The sequence below is a fragment of the uncultured Dialister sp. genome (genome assembly GCF_900541605.1).
In the GTDB taxonomy this organism is placed as follows: domain Bacteria; phylum Bacillota; class Negativicutes; order Veillonellales; family Dialisteraceae; genus Dialister.
On record NZ_UQKJ01000137.1, the window covers coordinates 1 to 4,617 of the forward strand.

General features: G+C 49.7%; 5 protein-coding genes. All 5 read left to right on the forward strand.

All coding sequences use genetic code 11. From position 1 onward, the window contains the following. Positions 1–240 precede the first annotated feature (240 nt). The 5 genes from QZR21_RS08110 to QZR21_RS08130 all read left to right on the forward strand — a co-directional run bounded on the left by QZR21_RS08110 (position 241) and on the right by QZR21_RS08130 (position 4,476). Positions 241–486, forward strand: a complete 246-nt coding sequence (locus QZR21_RS08110; RefSeq protein ID WP_296974813.1) for a hypothetical protein — start codon at positions 241–243, stop codon at positions 484–486. A 183-nt stretch (positions 487–669) separates the two neighbouring features. Beyond that, a complete protein-coding gene (locus QZR21_RS08115; protein ID WP_296974815.1) occupies positions 670–1,215 on the forward strand; it encodes a 3'-5' exonuclease in 546 nt (181 codons plus the stop codon). Between the two features lie 285 nt (positions 1,216–1,500). Then, on the forward strand, positions 1,501–2,286 hold the full coding sequence (locus QZR21_RS08120; RefSeq protein WP_296100370.1) for a ribonuclease H family protein: 786 nt from the start codon (positions 1,501–1,503) through the stop codon (positions 2,284–2,286). A 289-nt stretch (positions 2,287–2,575) separates the two neighbouring features. Next, positions 2,576–3,226 carry a metal-dependent transcriptional regulator gene (locus tag QZR21_RS08125; RefSeq protein WP_296100368.1) on the forward strand — a complete coding sequence of 217 codons (651 nt, stop codon included), beginning with the start codon at positions 2,576–2,578 and terminating at the stop codon, positions 3,224–3,226. Between the two features lie 314 nt (positions 3,227–3,540). Further along, on the forward strand, positions 3,541–4,476 hold the full coding sequence (locus tag QZR21_RS08130) for a LysR family transcriptional regulator (protein ID WP_296100365.1): 936 nt from the start codon (positions 3,541–3,543) through the stop codon (positions 4,474–4,476). Positions 4,477–4,617 lie beyond the last annotated feature (141 nt).

The window sequence follows — 4,617 nt, forward strand, 5'->3', positions numbered from 1 at the left end:
TGGAGTCCGAACTACACTTTTAATTGTGTCCTTGACAAGGGGGCCAGTTCATGTGGCGGCGCACAATTCGTATGGCGCCGCAGATTATGCTCTCAAATGAGCCTGACTTGGGCATCCGCTGCTGTATGAATTGATACGCCGTACCAACATTCTTCATTTCCCCTGATTCACTATCTCACTTTTCTCACTTTCCCAATTGTGATACAATGAAACAGACTATTGCAGGAAAGGAATCATGCCATGAAAAGACCGCAGAAAGTGACACGGGAAACCAGGCCGAACCGGTATGCCCGCAGGATGTATGGAAAAGAAAAAACGGAAAAAATCATGGATGAGGAAGACATGGAAAGGATTTCCACCAGTAAGGCCGGGACGAAGAAAAAAATCCGGACGGTTCTGAACCGGAAGCTCCGCCATTCCATGAAGAACAGGGATCTTCCCGATGGGGCGGCTTACCGCAGGGAAATATCCTGGGAAGATAAATAATACATACAGCGGCCCAGGGATGGGGCCGCATTTTTTATAGGAAAATTTTATATTTGAGGTTTGGCCTGCTGGCAGTTGGAGTCATCCGTGTGGAGATTTCAGCCTCTATCTTTTGGAAGCTCCACACCATTGATTTGCTGACGGTCAGCATACAAACCGCCGGTTTTATATAGGGGAATATATATGGAAAAAGATAAAATACTTGTGCTTGATACGGAAACTACGGGGTTCCTTCCGGATGCTGAAGTACTCCAGGTTTCCATGCTGGATGGAAACGGGACCCTGCGGATGAATGAATATTTCCGGCCCGACCATACAGCGGCCTGGCCCAATGCCATGGCTGTAAACCATATCACTCCGGCCATGGTGGCAGATAAGCCGTCCATCGGGGAACGGAAAGAGGCTATTTCCCATCTTCTCCGCCATGCAGAGGCGGTGGTGGGATATAATATTTTCTTTGACCTGAAAATGCTCCGGCAGAACGGGATATTTGTACCCGGCCGCAGCCAGCTCCGGGCCATCGATATTATGGGTCCCTTTTCGGATAAATACGGAGAAGAAAAGGGACTTCCCCTCAATAAATACGGTCACTACAAATACCAGAAGCTCATCACCTGTGCTGCTTACTACGGCTACGATGGCGGCGGCTGGCATGACAGCCTGGCTGATACGAAAGCCACCCTTTTCTGCTTCTGGAAAATGGTGGAAGATGGTACAGTGAAGCTGTAGAAATTTATTAGTGGCTGGTAGTTGAGAAAAAGGACCTGTGGGATAAAAAGTTAGGAGTGAGAAGTTAGGAGTGAGGAGTGGATGTGCGCCGCATCAGAAAGACAGGGCGGCGCAGAGTTTGTATTCTGCCGCTTTGCGGCAATCTATCCTGCGGTATTGCCGCAAAATCATAATTTGCGGCGCTATATAATTTGTGCGCCGCACCACCACTCCTAATTCCTAACTCCTAACTCCTAACCAAAACCTGTGTATGTTTAAGACTCTCAGTAGTAAAGGAATTTATCTATGAATTATACTTCCAAAGTAAAGAAGAAATACTACGTTGTAAAGAAAGGCCGGCATCCCGGAGTTTATTTCAGCTGGCCGGACTGCCAGAAAGAAGTGCAGGGGTTTCCCCATGCTGTATTTAAAGGATTTGCATCCAAAAAAGAAGCGGAAGCCTGGTATGGGAAAGCCATCACGGAAACGGCCCCGAAGGCAAGGACCGTAACCACCTCTTCTGCCAGGCCGAAGGAAAAGCCGGATATCCGTAAGCTGGAGGCCCTCTATCCGCCCCATGTGCGGGTCCTGGATGACAGTATTCTTTCCACCGATGGCATCCATAGGTCTGTGACATTACCGGAGGAGCTCACCATCTATACCGATGGTTCCTGCCTGGTGAATCCCGATGGCCCCGGCGGCTTTGCAGCGGTATTTCTGGCGGAGGAGGGAAAGGAACTCCTCACTGTCACCGGCGGTGAGCCCCGGTCCACGAATAACCGCATGGAGCTTCGGGCAGCCTACGAAGCCCTGAAGACCGTAAGCGACGGTACGGCTCACACCATTTCCTTCTGCACCGACAGCAGGTATCTGCAGCAGGCCTTTACAAAGGGCTGGGTGGAGAAGTGGAAGAAGAACGGCTGGAAAACGGTGCAGGGGACGGACGTGCTGAACCGGGATCTCTGGACTGCCCTGGACCGCCTCATGGCTGTGCACCGGATCCATTTCCAGTGGGTGAAGGGCCACGTGGGGACAAAGTACAATGAACTCTGTGACCGGCTGGCGAAGAAAGAAGCCATGAATTATAAATAAAAAGCAGGATTCCCCCTGTTCATCCTGCACCGCCTCCTATCCTGTTTCCTTTATGGACCGGAATGGGAGGCATTTTTATATGACTGAAATTTACAACTTAACCGGCACTTCCTTATATTCTTATATCCTTGATTGTTTTAATTGATAATTGAGATTTTTTATTTTCCATATTTTTCTTTATTTTATACTTGTACTTGATGTCAATTCAGCCTATAATAAGACTGAATAGGAAGGCAAAATATATTTTTTAAACTTTATTTTCATTTTCCAAAGGAAAGAGGGCATCATCATGACATCAGGCAAGGAAGACTATTTAAAAGCGATTTATCTCATCAGCGAAAACCACGATGTGGTTACGAATAAGGAGCTTTCAGAAATGCTTCATGTTTCTCCCCCTTCGGTTAGTGAGATGATTACAAAACTCCAGAAACAGGGATATGTGGACTATACAGCCTACAAAGGCAGCAAGATGACCCGCAAGGGCCGGAGAGAAGCGGGAAAACTGCTCCGGTACCATGCACTGTGGGAAGTATTCCTGGTGAATGATCTTCATTTCTCCTGGAGCGAAGCCCATGAAATTGCGGAGGGACTGGAACATCAGACGAACGATGTGCTTTCGGAACGGCTCGATGATTTCCTGGGCCATCCGGACCATTGTCCCCATGGCGATCCGATTCCAAGAAAAGATGGTGTCCGCGTAGGCATTACGAACGAAACCCTGGCGGACCTGGAAGTGGGAGACAGTACCCACATCCGCCGGATTGTGGAAGATTACAGCCTTATGGATTACCTGCAGAGCAAGAATATTTCCATCGACATGGAAGTAACGGTGAAAAATAAAGAACCCTACGAGGGGCCTATCCTTCTCGAAACGGAAAAGGGAGATATTTCCCTGAGCTATAAGGCAGCCCAGCAGATTTACGTGGACGAAAATAAATAAGGGATCCCTGTATCCGGTATCATAAGGGGGACTGTGGGTATGGCATCCATGCTCACAGTCCCCTTACTGATAGGGCAGGTCAGCATGCTGATGGATAGAGTCACCGATGTGGGGCTGCCGGGAGAACTGATTTGCCTGCGGCGCTTCCCCACTTTGACCTGACTTCTATTCATGCTGCAGGCCAATCAGCTTTTCTGGCAGCTGGAAGCTCCCATTCCGGTGGCTCTATCCGTAAAAACCAAAACTGCCCTTACAGATTTGCTGCTATGATGATTTTTACAGCTCATTTTCATTTCTGCATATAAGGAGTCCATATGACACTGCAGCAGCTTCGATATATGATTGCCATTGTCCGCTGGGGATCTTTCAATATGGCAGCCCAGAAGCTTTTCATTTCCCAGCCATCCCTGTCCAAGTCCATGAATGAACTGGAAAAGGAAATGGGGATTACCCTCTTTTCCAGGACCAGCCGGGGGGCGGTGCTGACGGAAGAGGGGACCCGGTTCCTGTCCTATGCCCGGCAGGTGGTGGAGCAGGCGGACCTCCTGGAACGGCGCTACAAGACCGGGGAGCCGGTGAAACGGGTCTTTGCCGTATCTTCCCAGCACTACGCTTTCGTGGTTAACGCCTTTGTGGCCCTGGTGAAGGAATATGGAAAAGAAAAATACGAATTCACACTCCGGGAATCGAGAACCTGGGATATCATCGAAGACCTGCGGCTCGGACGAAGTGAACTGGGGGTCCTTTTCATGGACCATTTCCGGAAGGATGTGCTTACCCACCTTCTCCGGGAGGAGGATATGGAATTTTATCCCCTCTTCAAGGCGCCGGTCCATGTCTTCATCAGCCGCCACCATCCCCTGGCGTCCAAGGAACGGGTGACCCTGGAGGACCTCATCCCCTATCCCCGGCTGACCTATGAACAGGGTCTCCATAATTCCCTCTATTTTTCCGAGGAACCCCTGATCAGTGAGTACAGCCCCAAAAATATCGTGGTCACCGACCGGGCTACCCTGTTTAACCTGGTCATCGGATTAAATGGCTATACCATCTGCTCCGGCATCCTGTCCAGGGACCTGAATGGCAGTGAAATCATTTCCAAACCCCTGGAAAGTGATGAAGAAATGACCCTGGGCGCCGTTTTCCCCAAGGGCCAGCCTCTCCTTGGCATGACGAAGCGGTACATGGACCACCTGAAGTCCTATATTTCCCACCTGGAAGGGGTGGAAGTGCTGTTTTCGGAGAAATGAGCAGGTGAATGACTTTCGTGTACATTCTCACGTAAAAGTCTATGGCTGTTAGTTAGGGGTTAGGAGTGAGGAGTGGATGTGGCGGCGTAAAATGGACCCCGAGTAGTGGACACATCCGAAAGTGAGGCCCCCGGATTTTGG

Coding starts and splice junctions, on each gene's coding strand:
- QZR21_RS08110 (WP_296974813.1), top strand. CDS start 241: ATGAAAAGACCGCAGAAAGTGACACGGGAAACCAGGCCGAACCGGTAT.
- QZR21_RS08115 (WP_296974815.1), top strand. CDS start 670: ATGGAAAAAGATAAAATACTTGTGCTTGATACGGAAACTACGGGGTTC.
- QZR21_RS08120 (WP_296100370.1), top strand. CDS start 1,501: ATGAATTATACTTCCAAAGTAAAGAAGAAATACTACGTTGTAAAGAAA.
- QZR21_RS08125 (WP_296100368.1), top strand. CDS start 2,576: ATGACATCAGGCAAGGAAGACTATTTAAAAGCGATTTATCTCATCAGC.
- QZR21_RS08130 (WP_296100365.1), top strand. CDS start 3,541: ATGACACTGCAGCAGCTTCGATATATGATTGCCATTGTCCGCTGGGGA.